Below are 22,079 nucleotides of genomic sequence, written 5' to 3' on the forward strand. Positions count from 1 at the left end.
ACTCCATTATTATTCAGTAGGGTTTTATTTATTGAGCTGTAATGAGTCGTAAGCTTCATCCTGCTGCGAAGCCTTAATGATTTTTTTAGTGCGAACGATATTTAATGTTTCTACGGTCAGGGAGAAGAAAATAGCAAAATAGAGATATCCCTTCGCAATATGGACGTCCAGGCTATCGGCAACCAGTAATGCGCCGACCAGCAACAAAAAGGTTAATGCCAGCATTTTCATCGTCGGCGTATTATTGACAAAATCACCAATGGTTTTGGCGGCGAACATCATTATGCCCACGGCAATAATCACGGCGGTAATCATGATGAAAATATGTTGTGACAAACCGACAGCGGTGATCACAGAGTCCAGACTGAAGACAATATCCAGCAGCATGATCTGCACGATAGCGCCTGCCAGTGAGAGCTGCCGCTGGCTACCGCCGTGCGACTCTTCTTCCTGCATCAGTTCGCCGCGGATCTCCTGCAACGATTTGTAAATAAGGAAACAACCGCCAACAAATAAAATGATCGTGCGCACCGACACCACAAAATTTGCAATGGTAAACAGCGGAACCGTAATGTGTGCAAGCCAGGCAATCGACACCAGCAATAACACGCGCATTACCATCGCGCCACTTAATCCCAACTTACGGGCAATATTTTGCTGATGCGGCGGAAGTTTTGCCACCACCAGCGAGAGGAAAATAATATTATCGACCCCGAGAATAATTTCCAGAAAGGTGAGCGTAACCAGCGTCAACCATATATCTGGGTCAAGCATCCATATAAACATTAAAAATATCCCTTACGCTACGTAAGACATCGTATATACCCGTCATACTTCAAGCTGCATGCGCGTTGGCTGCACTCGCTCACCCCAGTCACTTACTCCAGTAAGCTCCTGGGGATTCGCTCTCTTGCCGCCTTCCTGCAACTCGAATTATTTAGGGTATATAATCTTGAATATTGTCGGTGCTGCTTTTCGTTTAAAACAGCACCGGAGTTATTTCTGTTTTCGTCAGGAAATATATTTAGCAATAACCTGTTTAATTTGCTCACACTGCGCTGGCGTAAAGCTGACCGCATAGCGGCTATCGCCAACTTCATGGCCCATCAGCTGCAGTGCTTTTTTCACTGCTGCCGGGGAGAACGCGACTTTATAAAGATCGGTACGTAGTCCTGTCACGCTCTCCTGAGCCAGACGGGAGCCGTCAACATCACCCGCTTTAAAGTTTGCCCAGATGGCGTTGATCTCTTTCGGCGCGACGTTGGCCAGCCCGGAAATACAGGCGGAACAGCCGTCAACGAAGCCCTGGTGGATCAGCGAGTCAGGACCGTTCAGCACGTCGAAATCGGCAATATCCTGCACCGCATCAAGGAAACCCTTCAGGCTTTCGTAGCTGCCAGCGCTATCTTTGACGCCGATAATGTTCGGATGTTTTGCCAGCGTGCGCGCTGTCTGCGGTTCGATGGTGTTGCCAGTACGCGCCGGAATGTTGTAGAGAAATACCGGAACGCTCAGGGCGTCAGCGATGGCGGTGTAGTGGCTGATAAGCTCATCCTGCTTGAGTGGCACAAACCACGGCGTGATCACCGAGACCGCATCGACGCCGAGCTTTTCAATCTGCTTACCTAAACGAATAGTTTCGCGAGTCGACACTTCGCCAATATGCGCTACCACGTGGGCGCGCCCGGCCACTTCTTCAACGCAGGCTTTGGCAACGGCGACTTTTTCCGCTTCATTCAACACAAAGAACTCGCCGTTGGTACCGCCGCAGAAAATACCGTTTCCTGCGGCGAGCTGACGTTGAACCTGCTGCTTCAGCGCCGGAATATTCACTGCGCCATCGGCGGTAAAAGGGGTCACAATGGCGGTCAGTACGCCAGTAATTGCATTGCTCATTCTCATTTCTTCCCTGGTGTTATTGTTCTGGAAATAGGGTGCGATAAACCGCCTGGACCTGATCCTGGCTCACGCTGCACGGCGCGTTATTCATTAAACGTTTGACGTTAAGCGCCGCTTCGCTCAGCTCGCCGATGCTCTCCTGCGGTACGCCCAGCGCGGCAAGGTTATCTGGTAGCTGCAGGCGTTTTACTAGTGCGGCAAGCCACTCAACCAGCGCATGAGATTTCTCTTCCTCGCTGAAGGTCTGGTCGGCATCGGGGATCAGATCCCAGACCTGCGCAAACTTCGCTACCGCGTGCGGACGCACCACTTTCATACAAGGGGCCAGCAGGATAGCGTTAGCCACGCCGTGCGGCAGATGGTATTTGCCGCCAAGCGGATAGGAGAGGGCGTGGACCAGATGGGTGCCCGCATGGTTAATTGCCACGCCGCCATAATATGAGGCCCACAGCATTTCCAGCTTCGCGGTCAGATTCTGCGGCTCGGTCACCGAAAGCTCGATATTGCGTACCAGCTTGCGCAGGCCAATTAGCGCCGCGTTATCGCTGACCGGGTTAGCGACGGTTGACGTAAAGCACTCAATCAGGTGGCACAGCGCGTCAATGCCGGTCGAAGAGGCGATATGCGCAGGCATGCTGGTGGTGAGTTCCGGCAGCAGGGCAACATAGTCCGGCAGCAAAACCGGGGAGATAATTCCCACCTTGGTGTTCTGTTCCGGGATCGCCAGGATCGCGTTCGGCGTGGCTTCGGAGCCGGTGCCCGCCGTGGCAGGAATTAACAGCGACATCACTTTTTGCTGCGGCTTTTCACCTGCCAGCAGCGCGTCCAGCCCCGGCGAGCAAGGATGCAGCAAAACGGAGAGCAGTTTGGTCACGTCGAGGACGCTACCTCCGCCAATACCGACTACTAACTCCGGCTGACTTGCGCCAACGAGGTTCTGGATCTGCGCCATATCATGCTGGCTCGGCTCGGCAGGGACCGCATCAATCACCTGTACCTGACGTCCTTCGCCTTCCAGAATCGCGCGGATCTGCTGAGCAGCGTCAAGTTTGCCGACGTTGGCGTCGGTAATCAGCAAAATGCGCTGTTTACCTGCCAGCAACGGAACCAGGGCAGTAAACGCGCCCGCGCCGCTAATCAGAGTGCTGTTAATGGTTGCCACTTCCTTTCTCCTGTCTTATGAATGATTAAATTTAATCATCCGTTATTCGGGTCACTCACATTGTGGGTGAAGTTATAATTTATACGGCGGTTTAATAACTTGAGCTTGCTCACATTTAATCAATTGTGATTGAATATAATCATAAACGGTTTCGAACAGCGAGAAAAGGGAAAACGATGGGCAGCGGTGATAACAAGGTGCTGGTGCTGGCAGATGACTTTACCGGGGCCAATGATGCAGGGGTTAGCCTCGCGGAGACTGGAATGCGGGCGGAAGTGGCGTTCAGCGCCAGCTATCAGGGAGAAGCGCAGGCGCTGATCCTCAATAGCGATAGCCGTGCACAGCCTGCTAAAGAGGCGGCGCGGCGTGTCACGCATTTACTACAAGCGGTTTTGCCGCGTTTCCAGCCGCGCTGGACGGTAAAAAAAATCGACTCCACGCTCCGCGGGAATCTTGGCGCTGAACTGGACGCGGCAATGACGGCGCTCAACTGCCCGATCGCGGTGCTGGCTCCTGCCTTCCCGGCGGCAGGTCGGGTGACGCGGCAGGGTAAGTGCTATGTGCACGGCTTGTCGGTTGATGAGACTGAGTTTGCAACTGACCCGAAAACGCCGGTGAGCAGTGCTGATATCGCCACCGTGGTGGCACAGCAAAGCAATGCGCGCTGTTCACGGGTAACGGTCGATACGCTGGGGGCTGCGCTGGCGCAAACCGTAAACGCAGCAAGCGTGCTGATCGTGGATGCAGAAGAGAACGCCCAACTGGACGCCATTATCGCGGCGGTGGCGGAATCTACGCAGAGGGTGCTGCTGGTGGGGTCTGCCGGGCTTTGCGACGCCCTGGCGCGAAGCCTGGCCATCGCGCCGCACGGTCCGCTGCTGGCGGTCGTTGGCTCGATGAGTGAAATCGCTCAACAGCAAATTGCCTTCCTTGGCGAACATCCGCGCGTAACGCGGGTTGATATCGACGTCGCGATGGCCTTTGGCGGCGACGCAACGGCAGATGCCCGGCGCATTGCCGCGGTGTTGAGCGAAAACAATCATTGTGTGGTGACCACTCGTCCCGATAGTGAGGCGCGAAAGGGGATTGAAGCCCTGTGCCAACGGCATGGGGTTGATCGCACCGCCCTCGGCGAGCGTATTTGCGCTTATCTGGCGCGAGTCAGCGAACTGGCTATCGCGCAAAGTCAGCCGGGAGCGCTCTATTTATCCGGCGGTGATGTGGCTATCGCCGTCGCGCAGGCTCTGGGAGCCAGCGGATTTCATATTACAGGTCGCGTGGCGCAGTGCGTGCCGTACGGCAATTTTCTGGGTAGTAGCTGGCAACGGCCGGTAATGACCAAGGCAGGCGGATTCGGAACACAAACCACCCTGCTGGAGGTTGTGAACTTTATTGAGGAGAAAATGAGTGACTAACATCATTGCGGTAACGATGGGAGACCCGGCAGGCATTGGCCCGGAAATTATTATTAAGTCCCTGGTGGAGGGAAAACTGAACGGCGCACCCGTTGTGGTGGTGGGCTGCGCGCAGACGCTACGGCGTGTTCTGGCGCTGGAGATCACTCCGCACGCTGAGCTGCGAATCATTGATAATCCCGGACAGGCACAGTTTAGCCCTGGCACCATTAACGTTATCGACGAACCGCTGGCCGACCCGGAAGGGTTACGCGTCGGGGAAGTGCAGGCGCAGGCGGGCGATTTGGCCTACCGTTGCATCAAGCGCGCGACCGAACTGGCGATGGCCGGTGAGGTTTTTGCAATTGCTACCGCGCCGTTGAACAAAGAAGCGCTGCACCTGGCAGGACACAATTTCCCGGGGCATACCGAGATGCTGGCCCATCTGACGCAGACCAAAGATTACGCGATGGTGCTGTATACCGATAAGCTCAAAGTTATCCATATTTCCACCCACGTCGCGCTGCGCAAGTTTCTCGATACCCTTAATCAGCCGCGAGTCGAAACGGTGATTGGTATCGCCGATAGCTTCCTGCGTCGGGTTGGCTTTAGCAATCCGCGCATTGCCGTCGCAGGCGTTAACCCGCACGCTGGGGAAAATGGTCTGTTTGGTGATGAAGAGATTCGTATCGTCGGCCCGGCCGTTGAAGCGATGAAAGCCAAAGGGTTGAACGTGACCGGCCCGTGCCCGCCGGATACGGTATTTATGCAGTGCCACGAAGGACTGTTTGATATGGTGGTGGCGATGTATCACGATCAGGGGCACATTCCGCTAAAACTGCTCGGATTTTATGATGGGGTGAATATCACTGCCGGACTGCCGTTTATTCGTACATCCGCAGACCATGGCACGGCGTTTGATATTGCCTGGACAGGTAAAGCTAAGTCTGACAGCATGGCTACCTCTATTGAGCTCGCCATGCAAATAGCACAGGAATAACATGAAGGGATATAACCGGTTAGAGCAGATTATGGATTATCTGAAGAGCCATAATCTGGTGACAGTGGATCAGCTCGTAGCGGTGACCAACGCATCGCCAGCCACGATTCGCCGCGATCTGATTAAACTCGATCAGGAAGGGGTGATTAGCCGTACTCATGGCGGCGTGACCCTTAACCGGTTTATTCCTTCCCAGCCGACGACGCAGGAAAAATCCCAGCGTAGCCAGCAGGAAAAATACGCCATCGCCAGCGCGGCGGCGGCGTTAGTCAAGGCCGGGGACGCCATTGTCCTCGATGCCGGGACGACGATGATTGAACTCGCTCGGCAAATAACTCATCTGCCGCTGCGAGTAATCACCAGCGATCTGCATATCGCTCTGTTTTTATCCGAATTCAAGCAAATCGAAGTGACCATTATCGGCGGGCGTATTGACGATAGCAGCCAGTCCTGCATTGGTGAACACGGTCGCCGACTGCTGCAAAACATCTGGCCCGATCTGGCTTTTGTCAGCTGCAATGGCTGGGATCTGGAGAAGGGCGTCACTTCGCCAACGGAAGAAAAAGCGGCGCTCAAGCGCGATTTAATCGCCAACGCCCGGCGGCGAATTCTGCTGGCGGACAGCTCGAAATACGGTGCCTGGTCGCTGTTCAACATCACTCATCTTGACTCGTTAACCGATATCATCACTGATGATCACCTGCCGGAAGAGACGCGCGAGATGTTAGTGCATATTCATCCCCGGCTGATCATCGCCGACTAGCCGGGAGCGCGGATTACGGCAAACGGGCGATATTGGCTTTAATCACCTCAATAGAGTGGCGGAACTTCTCCGCTTCGTCGTCGGCTAATTGCAACTCAATAATCTGCTGCACGCCGCTTTGCGTCAGCACCGCAGGAACACCTGCTGCCGCGCCGCTCACGCCATACTCGCCATCAAGAATGCACGACACCGCAAGAGCGCGATGGCTGCCGGTGAAAATATTGCGACAGATCTCAGCGATGGTCCCGGCAACGCCATATTCGGTGCAGCCTTTACCCGAATAAATTTCAAACCCCAGCTTGCGCACCTTTTCGGCAATCAGCTCCCGGTCTAGCGCTTTGCCGGTATGTTTTTGATAAACGTCACCGATGGCTGAACCGTAGACCGCCGAGTGCGACCATACCGGAAACTGGGTATCGCCATGTTCGCCGAGGATAAAGGCATCGATACTTTGCGCGCCGATGTCCAGCTCCTGGGCCAGCACCCGGCGCAGGCGGGTGGTATCCAGCCAGACGCCGGTGCCCAGTACCTGACTGCGCGGCAGGCCTGAAAGTTGCCACACCTGCCAGGTGATAATGTCGCAAGGATTAGTGGCAATCAGAAAGATGCCGTTGAAGCCGCCGTTCATCATCTGCGGGACGATACTTTTGACGATTTTCGCCGTGTTGGTCAGTTCGTCCAGGCGCGTCTGGCCCGGTTTGAGCGCGCCGCCGGAAACGGTGATCACCGCGATATCGACATCGGCGCAGTCGCCGGCCTCCCGTGTGGATATCGTCATCATCCCCGGCATATATGCAGCTGCATCACTGAGATCCTGGGCGTGGGCTTCGGCGCGGGCTTTGTTCAGATCAACGAGGATCAGCTCCTCGCAGATATTCTGGTTCAACAGGGCATAGGCCGCAGAGGCGCCGACGTTTCCGGCCCCGATAATCATCACCTTACGCGCTTTGGTATTCATCATTTTTTCCTGATAACAGACATCGTGCCGCAAAATTACTGCGCCTCAAGGGGTTAGCGCAAGAGGGGGCGGGAGCTATAAGTTAAAGCTATGGCGGTTCAGCGTACGCCTCGCGTTACAGTGCGCTTAAAAAAGGAGCTTATTTATGTATACCATCGCCGCGACCCCGCTGAACCACCCGGAATTGAACGCCTTGATCGCCCAACTGGACGTCTACCAGCAGGCGCTTTATCCGGCCGAAAGTAACCATCTGATAGATCTTAGCGCACTGCCGCCTGAATCGGTGATTGCGCTGCTGATCCGCGACCCGCAACAGCAGGCTGTTGGCTGTGGGGCAATTGTGCTGGGGGAGGAGGGCTTTGGTGAGATGAAGCGGGTATTTATCGACCCGACCCATCGCGGTCAGCAGCTTGGCGAGAAACTGCTGGCGGCGCTGGAAGAAGAGGCTTTACGGCGCGAGTGCCACACCGTGCGTCTGGAGACCGGCATCCATCAGCATGCGGCCGTGGCGTTATATACCCGTAATGGCTATCAGACCCGCAGCGCCTTCGCGCCGTATCAGCCGGACCCGTTAAGCATCTTTATGGAGAAACTGCTGCTTGTCGATCTTCGTTCAGCAGTTCTATAAACGCTTCAAGTTGACGGGTTTTCGCCCCGCGACGCCACACCAGACAGGTCGTTAGCCAGCGCCACTCTTCGGCCAGCGGCCAGGCGGAGACCTGCTGATGGCCCGGCATGCTCTCCAGCATGCTGCGCGGGATCAGCGCCAGCCCGGCCCCGGTAATCACGCAAGCCAGCATCCCGTGATAGGACTCCATTTCGTGAATTCGACCCGGCGTGGCGCGATCGGCATGGAACCAGCTTTCAAAATGACGTCGATAGGAACAGTTGGCGCGAAACGCGTAGACGCTGGCTCCGTTCACTTCGCTGGCACGAGCAATGGGCGGGTGGCCCATTGGTGCTACGATCATCATCTCTTCCGGGAACACCGGTAACCCTTCAAGCCCCGGATGCACCACCGGACCGTCAACAAAGGCCGCGCTAAGGTTGCCTTCAAGTACGCCGTCGATCATGGTGCCGGAGGGGCCGGTGGAGAGGGCAAGATGAATCTTTGGGTAGCGCTGATTAAAGTGCGCCAGCGTAGTAGGGATACGCACGGCGGCGGTACTTTCCAGCGATCCGAGCGAAAACAGCCCCTGGGGTTCATCCCCGGCAACCACCATGCGAGCCTCATCAACGAGAGCCAGAATTTGCTGACTATAGCGTAAAAAACTATGCCCGGCGGGCGACAGGCGCAGGCGCTGGTTTTCGCGGATAAACAACTCGACGCCGAGATCTGCCTCCAGTTGGCGAATACGGGTCGTCAGGTTAGACGGCACGCGATGCACCTTCTGCGCGGCCTGAGTGATGCTGCCGGTAATAGCGACGGCGTTGAACATCTCGAGTTGGGTCAGATCCATAGCATTCTCTTTTCGTGAAAATGTTGCTTAATATTATTCATTTTTAATGAACGGTAGGGTAAGCCAGAATAAGGTCACTTCGCAATCAACACAGAGAGAAAAACGATGAATTTATCTGCAACTCATGCGGTTTCCGTGAATCCGACGACAGGTGAAATGGTGTCGTCTCTGCCGTGGGCGACCGAACAGCAAGTCGATTCAGCGATTGCCCTTGCGGACCAGGGTTATCGCCAGTGGCGCAACGTCAGCGTGGCGAACCGCGCGGCTGCGCTGCGTAACGTCGGCAGCGCGATGCGTGTCCGCGCTGAAGAGCTGGCGCAAATGATTAGCCTTGAGATGGGCAAGCCGATTGCCCAGGCGCGCGGCGAAGTCGCTAAATCAGCCAATCTTTGCGACTGGTATGCCGAGCATGGTCCGGCGATGCTTAATACCGAAGCGACTCTGGTTGAAGACAATAAAGCGGTGATTGAATTCCGCCCGATGGGTCCCATTCTGGCTATCATGCCGTGGAACTTCCCGGTGTGGCAGGTGCTGCGCGGTGCGGTACCTATTCTGCTGGCAGGTAACAGCTATTTGCTCAAACATGCGCCGAACGTGATGGGCAGCGCGGCGATAATTGGTGAGATCTTCGCACAAGCGGGCGTCCCGGCTGGCGTGTTTGGTTGGGTTAATGCTACCAACGACGGCGTTTCACAGATTATTAACGATTCGCGTATTGCCGCCGTGACCGTCACCGGCAGCGTGCGGGCCGGGAAGGCTATTGGCGCGCAGGCCGGCGCGGCGTTGAAAAAATGCGTGCTGGAGCTGGGTGGCTCCGATCCGTTTATCGTGCTGAACGACGCCGACCTCGACGAGGCGGTAAAAGCCGCGGTGATTGGTCGTTATCAGAATACCGGGCAGGTCTGCGCCGCCGCAAAACGCTTTATCGTTGAAGCGGGGATTGCTGACGCCTTTACGCAGAAATTCGTCGCCGCCGTCGCCGCGCTGAAAATGGGCGATCCGCGCGATGAGCAGAACTATGTCGGGCCAATGGCGCGCTTCGACCTGCGCGATGAGCTGCATGAGCAGGTGCTTGCAACCTTAAAAGAAGGCGCAACGCTGTTGCTGGGTGCGGAGAAAATCGAAGGCGCGGGTAATTACTATGCGCCAACGGTGCTGGGGAACGTCACCGCCGAGATGACCGGTTTTCGCCAGGAGCTGTTTGGCCCGGTGGCGACCATCACCGAAGCACGAGACGCCGACCACGCGCTGGCGCTGGCAAACGATAGTGAATTTGGCCTCTCTGCGACGGTTTATACCACCAGTGAGGAGCAGGCTCAGCGTTTCGCCAGTGAGCTGGAGTGCGGCGGAGTGTTTATCAACGGCTACTGCGCCAGCGATGCCCGCGTGGCGTTCGGCGGGGTGAAGAAAAGCGGATTTGGTCGTGAGCTATCCCACTTCGGCCTGCACGAATTCTGCAACGTGCAAACCGTCTGGAAAGATCGTCGTTAAGCTCCAGAAAACCCCGGCTCGCGCTGCGCTCAGCCGGGCTACGGGTTCACAACCGTCTGTGGACTGGTAGCCCGGACAGGTGCGCCAGCACCGCCTCCGGGAGCTTTTGACCTTTCCCAATGGTACTCCGTACCCCCGCATATCTAATTTCCGGCAGAGTACATGTAAATAAATTGTTTCTCAGCGGCCGCGACCGCTTCTAATAATGCAGACATGTTAATTCACATGAGCCTGCGAAATGTCTTATCGAATCAGTATCCTGGATAAAAGCCCGCTGGCAGCCGGGGAAACGGTAGCACAGGCGCTGGCGCGTACATTAACGCTTGCGCAACAGGCGGAAGCCTGGGGCTATCATCGTTTCTGGATTGCCGAACATCACAATACCGACCAGCTCGCGAGCCCGTCGCCGGAGCTGGCGATCGCCTGGATCCTCGGACAAACCCGTAAAATTCGCGTCGGCTCTGGCGGCGTCATGCTGCAACACTACAGCCCGTACAAAGTGGCGGAAAATTTCAATATGCTCGCCGCCATTGCGCCGGGGCGCGTTGATCTTGGCGTCGGCAAAGCACCCGGCGGCCTGCCGCTCTCCACTCGCGCTTTACAACAAGGGCTTAATCCACAGGAAAAAGGCTCATTCGCTGATCAACTTGCGCAACTGGATAACTGGCTATCGCTAACCGATGCCGATGGTGAAGAGAGTGTGCGCGCCACGCCGATCCCGCCGCGTCGTGCCGATGGCTTTCTCCTGGGAGCCAGCCTTGAGAGCGCGCAGCTGGCGGCGCAGCTTGACTGGAACTTTGTCTTCGCCGCTCATCTCAACGGCGATAAAAACCTGCTGCGCGACGTGCTGACTCGCTGGCGTGAACTCAGCCGTCGCGAGGCGATTGTCGCGGTCCAGGTGGTGGTCGCTGAAGATGCCGCCACCGCTGCCGAACTGGCGAAACAGGTAGAAGTGTGGGGCGTTGAGCTGGAAAACGGCCAGCGGGTGAGCGTTGGCAGCGAAGCGCAGGCGGTGGCGTTTGCCCGTCAGGCGGGCAGCAGGCCAACGCGTATTGCCCGCCGGGAATCTGCCGTGTTGTTCGGTACCGCGGAAGAGGTGAAAGCGCAGCTCGATGCGCTCCAGTCCGCCTGGAACATTGACGAATTTATTATCGACACCCCTATTACCGACGGCGCGGCGCGTCTTAACTCCTTACGCCTGCTGGCCCAGGCGCATCTGAGCGCGGAGGTGCAGCCATGAGCTTTGACGAGCAGTTAATTCGCTGGCGGCGCGAGCTGCACCAGTACCCGGAACTCTCGTTGCAGGAAGTCGACACCACCGCGCGTATTCGCGACTGGCTGCAAAGCGGTGGTATCAACTTGCTGCCTTATGACCTGAAAACCGGCGCGGTCGCCGAAGTCGGTTCCGGTGATAAGGTGATTGCTCTGCGTGCCGATATCGACGCATTGCCCATCGAAGAGGCAACCAGCGTACCGTTTCGCTCGCAAAATGCCGGAGTGATGCACGCCTGCGGACATGATATCCACACCAGCGTGATCCTCGGCGCGGCGCTGCTGCTCAAAGAGCGCGAAGCCCGGCTGCCGGGCAGGGTGCGCATTTTATTCCAGCCAGCGGAAGAAAACTTTGGCGGTGCGAAGACTCTGATCCGCGCGGGCGTGCTGGAGGGCGTATCAGCGATTTTCGGTATGCATAATGAGCCGGGCCTGCCGGTGGGTGAATTCGCCACCCGTGGCGGCGCGTTTTACGCCAACGTCGATCGCTTTGTGTTTAAGGTAACCGGTAAAGGCGCACACGCCGCACGGCCCCATGAAGGCAAAGACGCCATCCTGCTGGCCAGCCAGTTAGTGACCCTTTTGCAAAGCGTTGCCAGCCGCGAAGTGAATACTCTGGATTCGGTGGTGCTTAGCGTGACGCGTATTCAGGGTGGCAATACCTGGAACGTGCTGCCGGAAAGCGTTGAGCTGGAAGGGACGCTGCGCACCCACAGCAGCGAGGTGCAGCAGCGGGTAAAAACGCGGGTCAGCGAAATCGCCGCCGGATTTGCCAGCGCCTTTGGGGCGCAGATCGACGTGTTCTGGTATTCCGGCCCGACCGCACTGGTGAATGACGAACGCTGGGCTGCCTTCGCCAGCGACGTGGCCGATAAGTCCGGCTACCGCACGCATCATGCGGATTTACACCTCGGCGGTGAAGATTTCGCCGTCTACCTTCAGCATATCCCCGGCGCGTTTGTCAGCATCGGCAGCGCCAGCGAATTTGGTCTCCATCATCCGGCATTTAATCCGGATGAGCGTTTAATTGCCCCGGCGGCGCACTATTTTGCCGACCTGGCGGAACAGGCACTTCAGCAACTGTAGATTTTGACAAGGGAAGAGGTAACGATGTCCGAACAACGGCAACTGCGCATTGGCACCATATTACATGGTGCATCGGGAAATATGTCGGCCTGGCGTCATCCGGCCGCGCTGGCGGATGCCAGTATTAATTTTGATTTTGTTAAGCAGACGGCGCTAAAAGCGGAAGAGGGCAAGCTCGACTTTATTTTTGTCGCCGACGGTTTATATATTAATGAAAAATCGATCCCCCATTTTTTAAATCGCTTTGAACCGCTGACGGTATTATCCACCCTTGCGGCGGTGACATCGCGTTTAGGGCTGGTCGGCACCCTGTCGACCTCCTACAGCGAACCCTTTACCACCGCGCGCCAGTTCGCCAGCCTTGACCATCTGAGCAACGGCCGCGCGGGCTGGAACGTGGTGACCTCGCCGCTGGAAGGCTCAGCGAAAAACTTCTCCCGTGCGCAGCACCCGGACCACGCGCTGCGTTATCGCATCGCCGATGAATATTTGCAGGTGGTGAAAGGACTATGGGACTCCTGGGAACAGGATGCTTTTGTGCGTAACAAACAGAGCGGGCAGTTTTTTGATAAAAATAAGCTGCACACTCTCGACCACCACGGCGATTTCTTTAAAGTTGCCGGGCCGATGAATATTGCCCGCACCCCGCAGGGGCGTCCGATTATATTTCAGGCCGGTGCTTCCGATGACGGTAAAAAGCTGGCGGCAACCCATGCTGATGCTATTTTCACCCATCAGGAGTCGCTGGCGGAAGCGCAGGCTTTTTATCGCGATGTAAAAAGTCAATTGGAAGCGTACGGTCGCCGGGAGAACGAGCTGCATATTTTCCAGGGCGTCAGCGTGATCGTTGGCGATAGCGCCGACGATGTAGAGCAGCAATATCAAACCACCGCCGCGCTGGTATCGATTGACGATGCACTGAATTATCTCGGTCGTTATTTCGAGCACCACGACTTTGCCCAGTATCCGCTGGATGAGGTTTTCCCGGATATCGGCGACCTCGGGCAGAACAGCTTTCGCAGCACCACTGACGAGATTAAACGCAACGCTCGCGAAAAAGGCCTGACGCTGCGTCAGGTCGCGCTGGAGGCTGCCAGCCCGCGCCCGCGTTTCGCCGGGACCGCTGAAGAGGTGGCCGATGGTCTGCAACAGTGGTTTGAACAGCATGCAGCGGACGGTTTTATTATCCAGGGCGGCACGCCGGATACCTTCCCGCGCTTTGTGGACCAGGTGGTGCCGATTCTTCAGCAGCGTGGGCTATTTCGGCGCGATTATCCCGGCAGCACGCTACGCGAAAGCTTAGGGCTGGCTGAGCCCGTTAATCAATTCCAAAAACAATAATAGAGAACACCCGCTATGCAGAAAACGCAGAAAAAATCGCTATTACTGGCGCTTGCGCTGGCCGTTAGCGCCTCATCCTGGGCGCAGAACGTGAATATCAACGGCACCGGCGTGAGCCTGGAGGCCAACAAAACGCCGATTCATACGGCGAAAAATCTGCAGGCCATCGCGCAGTTGCCGAAAGGTCTCCACCTGGCCGTGCCGGGCAAACTGACCGTCGCGGTGGCGGCGCTGAACTCGCCGCCGTTGACCGTATTCTCCGACGATAACAAAACCCTGCTCGGCAGTGAGGTGGATATCGCCCGCCTGGTGGCCGATAGCCTCGGGCTGGAGCTGAACGTGGTCCCCACCTCATGGGAAGACTGGCCGCTCGGCGTCGCCTCCGGCAAATATGATGCCGCAGTCAGCAATATTACCGTCACCAAAGAGCGCAAAGAGAAGTTCGACTTTGCCACCTACCGCAAGGATTCGCTCGGCTTTTACGTGAAGAGCACCAGCCCGCTGAACAAAATTGAAAAAGCGGAGGATATCGCCGGGCTGCGGATCATCGTCGGATCCGGCACCAATCAGGAAGCGATCCTGCTGGCGTGGAACGCTGAAAACGTCAAGAAAGGACTGAAGCCGTTTACCCCGGTGTATACCAAAGATGATGCCGCCCAAACTTTGGCGCTGCAATCCGGGCGAGCCGATGCGTTCTTCGGTCCGAACGTCATTGGCGCGTGGAAAGCAGCGCTGACCGGCAAAACCAAACTGGTGGGCAGCGTTGACGGCGGCTGGCCGAAGGCGGCGCATATCGCGGTGACGGTGAAAAAAGGCAGCGGCCTGGTGGAGCCAGTACAGACGGCGCTGAACGGCGCAATTCAGAGCGGCGACTACGCCAAAGTGCTGAACCGCTGGGGCGAAGGGGTGGAGAGCATTCCACAATCTGAAATTAACCCGGCCGGACTTGGCGACTAACAGGAGGCGTTATGAGCGATATCTTCCGCGATGTGTCTCCGGAAACGCCGGAGCTACAGCCGATAATTGAGGGGCTGTTTGGCGAATACGCCTCGCGTTACGGTGATTATTTTTCCCGTGATGCCGAAGTCGAGCTTACCGAGTGGTATCTGGCTCCGCAGGGGCTATTTATTGTGCTGGAGCGCGACGGCGAAATTATCGCCACCGGTGCGTATAAGCCGAAAGATACCAATACCGCAGAAATCAAGCGGATCTGGACCCATCGAGGTCTGCGCCAGCAAGGACTGGCGGGGAAAGTTGTGCAAGAGCTGGAGCGCCGGGCGCTGCTGGCAGGCTATAGCCACATCTACCTGACCACCGGTTTTCGTCAACCGGAAGCGGTACGGCTCTACCTGAGCCAGGGCTATGAGGCGCAGTTTGACCTCAATCGCGACCCGGAAGAGTACAGCCTGCCGCCGTTCGATGGTCGGCTGCGCTTCACGAAAGCGCTGGCGGTCAGCGCGCTAAGCCAGAGCGCTTAAGGAGCCAATATGCATACCCCGGAAACGATTAAGGTTGTCCCCGCACGCTATCCGCTGCGGGCGGTTGGCGCGGTGCTGGCGCTGCTGGCGCTGGCAGTGGTCATTCAGTCCGTTGCTTTTAACCCGCGCTGGGAGTGGGGCGTCTTTGCCCGCTGGTTCTTTGACCCGGTGATCCTCGAAGGTCTGGGGCAGACGCTGCTGCTGACTTTACTCGGTACGGTGCTGAGCGTGATTTTAGGCGGTCTGCTGGCGCTGGCCCGACTCTCCAGTTCATGGCTGCTGAGCAGCCTCGCCTGGGGTTATATCTGGCTGTTCCGCTCGCTGCCGCTGATCGTGGTGCTGATTATTCTCTACAACTTCTCTTATCTCTACGACACCCTGTCGATTGGCATTCCGTTCACCGGCATTAGCTGGGCTAACTTTGAAACCATCAACGTACTGGGGCAGTTTTCTACCGCCGTGGTTGGGCTCACGCTGGTACAAAGCGCTTACACCGCCGAAATTATTCGCGGCGGTTTCCTTGGCGTCGATCACGGTCAATATGAAGCTGCGGCGGCGCTGGGGCTTCCGGCGAGCCGTCGCACCCTGCGCATTATTCTGCCGCAGGCGCTGCGCACTATTTTACCGGCCGGTTTTAACGAAATTATCAGCCTCGCGAAAGGAACGGCGATGGTCTACGTGCTGGCGATGCCGGAGCTGTTCTATACCATCCAGATGATCTACAACCGCACTCAGGAAGTGATCCCGCTGCTGATGGTTGGGGCCGCCTGGTATCTGGTGATCACCAGCGTGCTGTCGCTTATTCAGTATCTGGTTGAACGCGGCCTGGCGCGCAGCGAACGCCGTTCGGCGGTCAATAGCGCACACAGCAGTCGTCGCGTTGAACTCGTTCGTCGCCCACAACCGCAGGAGCCCGTTCATGCCCAACTCTCATAATGGTCATATTTCCATTACCGGCGTCAGCAAATATTTCGGTCGCCATAAAGCGCTCGATGACGTGTCGCTGGAAATTAAACCCGGCACGGTCACGGTGATCCTTGGGCCGTCCGGTTCGGGAAAATCGACGCTGTTGCGGGCGATTAATCACCTTGAGCGTGTCGATGAAGGCTTTATCCAGATTGATGGCGACTATATTGGCTACCGTCGTAAAGGCGATAAGCTGTATGAATTGAAAGAGAAAGATATCCTTCGTCAGCGGGTTAACGTCGGTTACGTGTTTCAGAACTTCAATCTGTTCCCGCACCTGACGGTGCTGGAAAACCTGATTGAAGCGCCCATCGCCCATAAACAGGTAACCCGCAAAGAGGCCATTGAACGCGCCTATGAACTGCTTGATGTCGTTGGGTTGCGCAATAAAGCCGACGCCTGGTCGCGGCACCTTTCCGGCGGTCAGCAGCAGCGTATCGCCATTGCCCGCGCGCTGGCGCTCAACCCTCGAGTGATTCTGTTTGATGAACCGACCTCCGCGCTCGATCCCGAGCTGGTGGGGGAAGTGCTGGATGTGATTAAAAAACTGGCGCGCTCCGGTACCACTCTTGTTGTGGTGACCCATGAAATCGGCTTTGCCAAAGAAGTGGCGGATCAGGTGGTGTTTATGGTCGACGGCAAGATTGTCGAGCAGGGCAGCAGCGATGAGGTGCTCAACCATCCGCAGCATCAGCGCACGCGGCAATTTTTATCGAGGGTATTACCGGCATGAGAAATGGATTTGTTGCCCTGACACTATTCACCCTGTCTGCTGGTACGCAGGCGGCAATCGACCTGCGCGCCAATGAGCAGCCGCTGCCGGTGACGCGCGATGAACAGGCAATCGCGAAGATCCCGGTAAACTATCGGTTCGTTGAACCAGGAACGTTGACGGTCGCTATTTCAGCGCTCAATTCGCCGCCTCTGGCGCTGCTGGCCAGCGATAACCGCACGCGTATCGGTAGCGATCCGGATATCGCACGGCTACTGGCCGGGAGCCTTGGATTGAAGCTGAAGCTGGTGCCCACCGCCTGGGAGGACTGGCCGCTGGGGATCACCTCCGGGCGCTATGATGTGGCGCTGGTCAATATTGCGGTGACCGAGCAGCGTAAAGAGAAGTTTGATTTTGCCACCTACCGCGTCGACTCGCTGGCGTTTTCCGTGAAATCCACCAGCGATATCGCCCGTGTAAACGGTCCGGCGGATCTTTCCGGCAAAAAGGTGATTGTCGGTTCCGGGACCAATCAAGAGCGAATTCTACTTGGCTGGAATGCCGAAAATGAATCCGCCGGGCGCAAACCGGCGCTGCCCGTCTACTTGACCGATGACGCTTCCGGCAACCTCTATATTCAGTCCGGACGGGCGGATGTGTTCTTTGGTCCTCAGTCGGTGGCGGCTTACAAAGCGGCGCTAAGCGGCAAAACTAAAGTCGTGGGGCTGGGGCCGAAAAAAGCTTACGTCGCCACTACTACCAAAAAAGGCAACGGACTGGTCTTTGCGCTTCAGGCCGCGCTGGATGGCGCTATTGCTCGCGGAGAGTACCAGAAGGTGCTTGCCCGCTGGGGCGAGCAGGGCGAAGAGGTGGCGCAATCGCAGGTTAATCCGCCGGGGATAACTTACTAAAAAACCGCTGTTCCGCAGGAGTGTGATGCGAAACAGCGGGGGCGAATTCTCGCCAGGTCTTAAATTAAGCGGTACGCGGGGTCAGGGTCAGGCGGTCCAACGGCCCGACGATAAACAGATAGGAGAACAGGCCCAGCACGCCCATGGAACCGACGTACAGGATGGCGTAATCAAACGACTGGGTTTTAGCAAGGATCACCCCAATCACCAGTGGGGTGATGATGCTTGCCAGGTTGCCGCACATGTTGAATACGCCGCCCGCGATGCCGAGCATCTCTTTTGGCGAGGTGTCGCTGAGCACGCACCAGCCAAGGTTGCCAAAGCCCTTAGCAAAGAATGCCAGGCTCATGGCGGCGATCACCACCACTTCTGAAGAGGTGTAGTTGGCGACGACAATCACGCAGGAGAGCAGCATGCCGCAGATCACCGGTAGCTTGCGGGCGGTGGTCAGGCTGTAGCCGCGCTTCAGCAACCAGTCCGAGAACACGCCGCCCAGCAGGCCGCCGATAAATCCGGCAATCGCCGGGATACTGGCGACAAAACCAACCTTGAGGATTGACATGCCTTTAGCCTGGTAGAGGTAGGTCGGAAACCAGGTGAGGAAGAACCAGGTAATCGACGTGACGCAGAACTGGCCGATATAGACGCCAATCATCATGCGGTTGACGCAAACGCTCTTAATTTGCGCAAGAGTTAATTTCTGCTGTGTTTTTTTGCTGCCTAATTCCGGCTCGCCGCCGCCTTCACGAATATAATCGAGCTCCTGCTGATTTATTGCTGGATGATGTAGCGGGTCTCTAACTTTAACTAGCCAGAATATCCCCAGCACGACGCCGATAGCGCCAATATAATAAAATACATAGTGCCAGCTTAGATTATGCAGAATAATCGTCATCAACGGCGTAATAATGCCCAGCGAAATATACTGCGCGGCTTGATAAACCGAAGTCACGAATCCACGTTCTTTATTCGGGAACCACTGAACGCTTAAGCGACTGTTGGCGGGAAAGGCCGGTGCTTCGATGGCCCCCATCATCAGGCGCAGGATCACCAGTACTACCAGCGGGCTGGCGAACATAAAGATAGTGCCCTGGAACATGGTCACCACTGACCAGCCGATCAGCGCGCAGCCGTAGACCAGACGCGAGCCATATTTATCCAGCAGCCAGCCGCCGGGTATTTGCATAATAACGTAGGAAATACCAAATACCGAAAACGCCAGACCCATCGCCTCCGGGTCGAAACCTAACTCTTTACTCATAATTGGCGCGACGACGGACAGCGTTGCCCGGTCGGCATAATTAAATACGGTGGCAAGAAATAAAAATAATAATATACCGTAACGCACGTTGCTGCGTTTTATTTGCTGTTGCATTTTAATCAACTCCTTTGCAGGGTTGTGTATTGTGGGTACAGCCAAAAAGAAGTTTTTCCCCAGCAGGGCTACGGGTTTTCAGTCGTCTGCGGACCGGTAGCCCGGACAGATGCACAGCATCGCCTCCGGGAAAATGTTGTTTTCTCCTGGGGGCGGCGCTTGATGCGCCTTGCCCGGGCTACGGGGCCTGTAGCTCGCATAAGGCGTTTACGCCGCCATCCGGGGAAATCGATTATGGGCGTTTGCCAAACTCGCAGCTTTGCTGGGTCCAGCGGCGGGCCTGTTCGCTCAGGGTAAAGCCGAGACCGTGGCGCTCAGAAACCCACATCCGGCCGTCGCGTAGCTCAAGCTGCTCATTAAACAGCGGGTTCAGCCACTCGAAGTGCTCCAGCCACGGCTCCAGCGGATAGGCGGCAGCAAGGTGCAGGTGGACTTCCATCGCAAAGTGCGGGGCCAGCTTACGGCCATGCTTCGCTGCCAAATCCATAATTTTCAGGAACGGAGAGATCCCGCCGACGCGTGGGGCATCCGGCTGCACAAAGTCGCTGGCATTACCGAGGATCAGCTGTTCATGCTCGCGGAAGCTGGTCAGCATCTCACCGGTCGCAATTGGCGTATCCAGCGCGGCGGTGAGCTGCGCGTGGCCTTCGACATCGTAAGCATCCAGCGGCTCTTCAATCCAGATAAGATTGAACTGCTCCATTTTGCGTCCCATACGGATGGCGGTTTCGCGATCCCACTGCTGGTTGGCGTCCACCATCAGCGGGAAATCATCGCCCAGCACCTCGCGCACTGCCGTCAGGCGTCGAATATCTTCAGCCGTGTTCGGCTGGCCAACTTTTAGTTTGATCCCACCGATGCCGTTCTCGCGGGAGATAGCCACGTTTTTCAGCACCTGATCCAGCGGCGTATGCAGGAAGCCGCCGGAGGTGTTGTAGCACTGCACGGAATCGCGATGCGAGCCGAGCAGTTTTGCCAGCGGCAGCCCGGCGCGTTTGGCTTTCATATCCCACAGCGCAATATCGATAGGGGAGATGGCCTGCACCGCCATGCCGCTACGACCAACCGAAGCACCGGCCCACAGCAGTTTGGTGTAGATCTTGTCGATATCGTTCGGGTCTTCACCGAGCAGGTTATCGGCAATCTCTTTGGCGTGGGCGTAAATACCCTGGCCGCCTGCACGCTTGGAATAGCTAAAGCCAACCCCTTCAAAACCGTCGCGGGAGCGGATTTCGGCAATGATAATAGCCACTTCGGTCAGCGGTTTTTGCCGTCCGGTGAGGACCTTGGCATCGCTGACAGGGGTCGCCAGCGGCAGGAAGGCCAGCGACAGTTTGACGTGTTCAATGCGATCGCCGGTTTCAGCGGCGGTTTTGACGCCGGAAGCTTTGGCGTAAGTCACGGACTCGGAATTAGCGCTAGAGGTCATGGTAAGTTCCTTTTGGATTAAAAATGTTTGCGCTAACATTTTTAATCCTGATTTTGTTTTTGCGCCACGACGTTGATTTTAATTTGTACAAACGATCACAATTAACGGTTCTTAATGGTAAAATTATGCAATGCATATCACGATCCAAAGAGATTTGTGAATATTCACAATGCATAATGATAGCGATAACATTTTATTTTGCAGATCGTTGATTCTATTGAGGATGCGCAGGAGCAGGCTGGCAATTGCGTAGGGCTTCATCAATAATGCCCACAACAAACGACTCAACACGGGGACTTAGTCGTGAAAAGCAGAAAACCGACGCGTGCACCGACGCTGGATGATGTTGCCCGTACCGCCGGGCTGTCGTCGATGACGGTCAGTCGGGCGCTGAATACGCCGCAGCTGGTCAGGCCAAAAACGGTAGAAAAGGTGATGCAGGCGGTGCAGGCCACGGGCTATATCACCAATGCGCTGGCCGGTGGCCTGGCGTCACGGCGCAGCAAGCTGGTTGCGGTGGTGGTGCCGCAAATCAACAACAATATGTTTGTCGATACCATCCAGGCGCTGAGCGATACCCTGGCGGCGCGCGGTTACCATATGCTGCTGTGCGTGGCGGGCTACAGTCGGCAGACCGAAGCCGAGCTGGTGGCAACCCTGCTTTCGCGACGCCCGGATGGCGTGGTGTTGACCGGGATCCAGCACGCTCCGGCGCTAAAGAAAACCATTCTTAATGCCGCCACACCGGTGGTGGAAATTTGGGATTTGACGCCGACGCCACTGGATATGCTGGTGGGCTTTTCCCATGAAAAAGTGGGCGAGACCATCGGCGAGTATTTGCTGGAAAAAGGCTATCGCCGTCCGGGACTGCTGTGGGCAGGGGACTCGCGTGCGACCCTGCGTAAACAGGGGCTGTGCGCCCGGCTGGCTAAACACGGTTTTGAAGATGCGCCGCAGGTCGAAGTGCCGCTTCCGGCATCGCTGGCGCTCGGGCGCCGCGGCCTGGCTGAGCTGCTCGGTTCCGGCGAGTTTGACGTTATTGTCTGCAGTTCCGATACCCTGGCACAAGGGGCGATTATGGAAGCCGAAAGCCGCGGTCTGCGCGTACCGGAGGACTTGGCGGTGATCGGCTTTGGCGATCTGGATTTCGCCGCCAGCAACCGTCCGGCTATTACCACCGTCAGCGTTGACCGCCACGCCATCGGTGAGCAGGCGGCAACTTTGTTAGCCGACCGCATCGAAGGCAGCGGAGAAGAAGAGGTGATTGTTGATATCGGCTTTCACCTGGTGGTGCGGGAGTCGGCGTAGAGTTGTTAAAGGGGGAATGGGGTATTCCCCCTTTGGTGCGTTTCAACCTGTTGATTATCTGAACAGGTCAATCA

Annotated in this window: 19 protein-coding genes and 1 pseudogene; 13 read left to right on the top strand and 7 right to left on the bottom strand. The window is 56.6% G+C overall.

All coding sequences use genetic code 11. From position 1 onward, the window contains the following. Nucleotides 1-24: 24 nt before the first annotated feature. The 3 genes from ACMYSL_RS13935 to ACMYSL_RS13945 form a co-directional block, all read right to left on the bottom strand. On the bottom strand, nt 25-786 hold the full coding sequence (locus ACMYSL_RS13935) for a TerC family protein (protein ID WP_434663590.1): 762 nt from the start codon (nt 784-786) through the stop codon (nt 25-27). 225 nt (nt 787-1,011) lie between these two features. Next, the gene (locus ACMYSL_RS13940) at nt 1,012-1,896 is read right to left on the bottom strand and encodes a dihydrodipicolinate synthase family protein (RefSeq protein WP_110274136.1); all 885 of its coding nucleotides are present in this window, start codon (nt 1,894-1,896) and stop codon (nt 1,012-1,014) included. Between the two features lie 19 nt (nt 1,897-1,915). Then, nucleotides 1,916-3,061 carry an iron-containing alcohol dehydrogenase gene (locus ACMYSL_RS13945; protein ID WP_434663592.1) on the bottom strand — a complete coding sequence of 382 codons (1,146 nt, stop codon included), beginning with the start codon at nt 3,059-3,061 and terminating at the stop codon, nt 1,916-1,918. Between the two features lie 176 nt (nt 3,062-3,237). Here ACMYSL_RS13945 and dtnK point away from each other — a divergent pair, with 176 nt between their 5' ends. The 3 genes from dtnK to ACMYSL_RS13960 are packed head-to-tail and all read left to right on the top strand — an operon-like array spanning nt 3,238 to nt 6,218. Beyond that, nucleotides 3,238-4,476 carry a D-threonate kinase gene (dtnK, locus tag ACMYSL_RS13950; RefSeq protein ID WP_434663593.1) on the top strand — a complete coding sequence of 413 codons (1,239 nt, stop codon included), beginning with the start codon at nt 3,238-3,240 and terminating at the stop codon, nt 4,474-4,476. Continuing rightward, nucleotides 4,469-5,455, top strand: a complete 987-nt coding sequence (locus ACMYSL_RS13955) for a D-threonate 4-phosphate dehydrogenase (RefSeq protein ID WP_434663594.1) — start codon at nt 4,469-4,471, stop codon at nt 5,453-5,455. Before dtnK ends, ACMYSL_RS13955 begins: the two co-directional genes overlap by 8 nt. 1 nt (nt 5,456) lies before the next feature. Next, complete coding sequence (locus ACMYSL_RS13960; protein WP_434663597.1) at nt 5,457-6,218, top strand: DeoR/GlpR family DNA-binding transcription regulator; 762 nt, start codon at nt 5,457-5,459, stop codon at nt 6,216-6,218. 13 nt (nt 6,219-6,231) lie between these two features. On the opposite strand, the gene ACMYSL_RS13965 is transcribed toward ACMYSL_RS13960, so the two are convergent. Next, nucleotides 6,232-7,176 (bottom strand): L-lactate dehydrogenase, encoded by a 945-nt coding sequence (locus ACMYSL_RS13965; RefSeq protein WP_112214264.1) that lies wholly within the window; start codon nt 7,174-7,176, stop codon nt 6,232-6,234. Between the two features lie 145 nt (nt 7,177-7,321). Between ACMYSL_RS13965 and ACMYSL_RS13970 the strand changes: the two genes are divergently transcribed. Continuing rightward, nucleotides 7,322-7,804: a GNAT family N-acetyltransferase gene (locus tag ACMYSL_RS13970; RefSeq protein WP_142513864.1), complete on the top strand. Its 483-nt coding sequence runs from the start codon at nt 7,322-7,324 to the stop codon at nt 7,802-7,804. Here the strand turns inward: ACMYSL_RS13970 and ptrR are convergent. Then, nucleotides 7,758-8,636, bottom strand: a complete 879-nt coding sequence (ptrR, locus tag ACMYSL_RS13975) for a putrescine utilization regulator PtrR (RefSeq protein ID WP_142513863.1) — start codon at nt 8,634-8,636, stop codon at nt 7,758-7,760. The genes ACMYSL_RS13970 and ptrR overlap by 47 nt on opposite strands. A gap of 105 nt (nt 8,637-8,741) precedes the next feature. Between ptrR and sad the strand changes: the two genes are divergently transcribed. The 8 genes and pseudogenes from sad (at nt 8,742) to ACMYSL_RS14015 (ending at nt 17,893) form a co-directional block, all read left to right on the top strand. Continuing rightward, nucleotides 8,742-10,127, top strand: a complete 1,386-nt coding sequence (gene sad / locus ACMYSL_RS13980) for a succinate-semialdehyde dehydrogenase (protein WP_304259404.1) — start codon at nt 8,742-8,744, stop codon at nt 10,125-10,127. A 238-nt stretch (nt 10,128-10,365) separates the two neighbouring features. Next, entirely contained in the window at nt 10,366-11,367 is a 1,002-nt protein-coding gene (locus ACMYSL_RS13985) for an MsnO8 family LLM class oxidoreductase (RefSeq protein WP_434663598.1), read from the top strand. Then, the gene (locus tag ACMYSL_RS13990; RefSeq protein WP_434663600.1) at nt 11,364-12,485 is read left to right on the top strand and encodes a M20 peptidase aminoacylase family protein; all 1,122 of its coding nucleotides are present in this window, start codon (nt 11,364-11,366) and stop codon (nt 12,483-12,485) included. Before ACMYSL_RS13985 ends, ACMYSL_RS13990 begins: the two co-directional genes overlap by 4 nt. Before the next feature lie 24 nt (nt 12,486-12,509). After that, nucleotides 12,510-14,783 (top strand): annotated as a pseudogene (locus ACMYSL_RS13995) (NtaA/DmoA family FMN-dependent monooxygenase). 11 nt (nt 14,784-14,794) lie between these two features. Next, nucleotides 14,795-15,304, top strand: a complete 510-nt coding sequence (locus tag ACMYSL_RS14000; protein ID WP_182238907.1) for a GNAT family N-acetyltransferase — start codon at nt 14,795-14,797, stop codon at nt 15,302-15,304. A gap of 9 nt (nt 15,305-15,313) precedes the next feature. Beyond that, a complete protein-coding gene (locus tag ACMYSL_RS14005; RefSeq protein WP_434663603.1) occupies nt 15,314-16,240 on the top strand; it encodes an amino acid ABC transporter permease in 927 nt (308 codons plus the stop codon). Then, the gene (locus ACMYSL_RS14010; RefSeq protein ID WP_182238903.1) at nt 16,224-17,003 is read left to right on the top strand and encodes an amino acid ABC transporter ATP-binding protein; all 780 of its coding nucleotides are present in this window, start codon (nt 16,224-16,226) and stop codon (nt 17,001-17,003) included. The genes ACMYSL_RS14005 and ACMYSL_RS14010 overlap by 17 nt, the downstream gene beginning before the upstream one ends. After that, nucleotides 17,000-17,893 carry a transporter substrate-binding domain-containing protein gene (locus ACMYSL_RS14015; protein ID WP_182238901.1) on the top strand — a complete coding sequence of 298 codons (894 nt, stop codon included), beginning with the start codon at nt 17,000-17,002 and terminating at the stop codon, nt 17,891-17,893. The genes ACMYSL_RS14010 and ACMYSL_RS14015 overlap by 4 nt, the downstream gene beginning before the upstream one ends. Nucleotides 17,894-17,957: 64 nt before the next feature. On the opposite strand, the gene ACMYSL_RS14020 is transcribed toward ACMYSL_RS14015, so the two are convergent. Together ACMYSL_RS14020 and ACMYSL_RS14025 are read right to left on the bottom strand one after the other, a co-directional pair. After that, nucleotides 17,958-19,268 (bottom strand): MFS transporter, encoded by a 1,311-nt coding sequence (locus tag ACMYSL_RS14020; RefSeq protein WP_434663605.1) that lies wholly within the window; start codon nt 19,266-19,268, stop codon nt 17,958-17,960. Nucleotides 19,269-19,500: 232 nt separating this feature from the next. Then, the gene (locus ACMYSL_RS14025) at nt 19,501-20,697 is read right to left on the bottom strand and encodes an L-talarate/galactarate dehydratase (RefSeq protein ID WP_434663608.1); all 1,197 of its coding nucleotides are present in this window, start codon (nt 20,695-20,697) and stop codon (nt 19,501-19,503) included. A gap of 303 nt (nt 20,698-21,000) precedes the next feature. On the opposite strand from ACMYSL_RS14025, the gene ACMYSL_RS14030 reads away from it, so the two are divergent. Next, nucleotides 21,001-22,005, top strand: coding sequence for a LacI family DNA-binding transcriptional regulator (locus tag ACMYSL_RS14030; RefSeq protein WP_304259388.1), 1,005 nt, complete (start codon nt 21,001-21,003; stop codon nt 22,003-22,005). The last annotated feature ends 74 nt before the right edge of the window (nt 22,006-22,079 follow it).

It is taken from the genome of Klebsiella sp. MISC125, assembly GCF_051131775.1.
Classification (GTDB): domain Bacteria; phylum Pseudomonadota; class Gammaproteobacteria; order Enterobacterales; family Enterobacteriaceae; genus Klebsiella.